Raw genomic sequence first — 496 nt, forward strand, 5'->3', positions numbered from 1 at the left:
ATTCCGGGCGAATTGAGCGGCTGGATAACGGTGCTGGTCGCTCGCTGCTGCTGCGTTATGAGCTGGATCGCATCGTGGCGGTGGACTCCCAGGTGCATCGCGCCAAAGGGCGTGAGCCCTACGTCTGGGAAACCGAGCAGAACGTTGTTTCCTACGCCTATGACGAAGACGGACGACTGGTTTGCGCGACCAATGCTGTCGGGGAAAGCGAGCGTTATCGATACGACGATCAGCACGTCATTGTTGAGCGGCAGTTGGCCGGTGGGGCGAGTTTCTTCTGGGCGTGGGAAGGCTCCGGCAAGGCAGCGTGTTGCGTCCGGCATTGGGCGAGCTTTTCGCAGATGGACACGCGCTATGCCTGGGGGGATGACGGCCGTGTCACCGTGCATAACGCCGACGGCAGCCAGGAAGTGTATGTCCACGACGACCGGGCGCGGTTGGTTAAGCGCATCGATCCGGACGGCGCGCAGCATTTCAAATCCTACGATGCCAAGGG

At 61.3% G+C, this 496-nt stretch carries 1 protein-coding gene; it reads left to right on the plus strand.

All coding sequences use genetic code 11. From position 1 onward, the window contains the following. On the plus strand, window positions 1-496 hold a 496-nt coding region (locus E4O97_RS20040), incomplete at both ends, for an RHS repeat domain-containing protein (RefSeq protein WP_248162032.1).

Origin of the sequence: Pseudomonas sp. W15Feb34 (genome assembly GCF_023127765.1) — a bacterium.
In the GTDB taxonomy this organism is placed as follows: domain Bacteria; phylum Pseudomonadota; class Gammaproteobacteria; order Pseudomonadales; family Pseudomonadaceae; genus Aquipseudomonas; species Aquipseudomonas synxantha_A.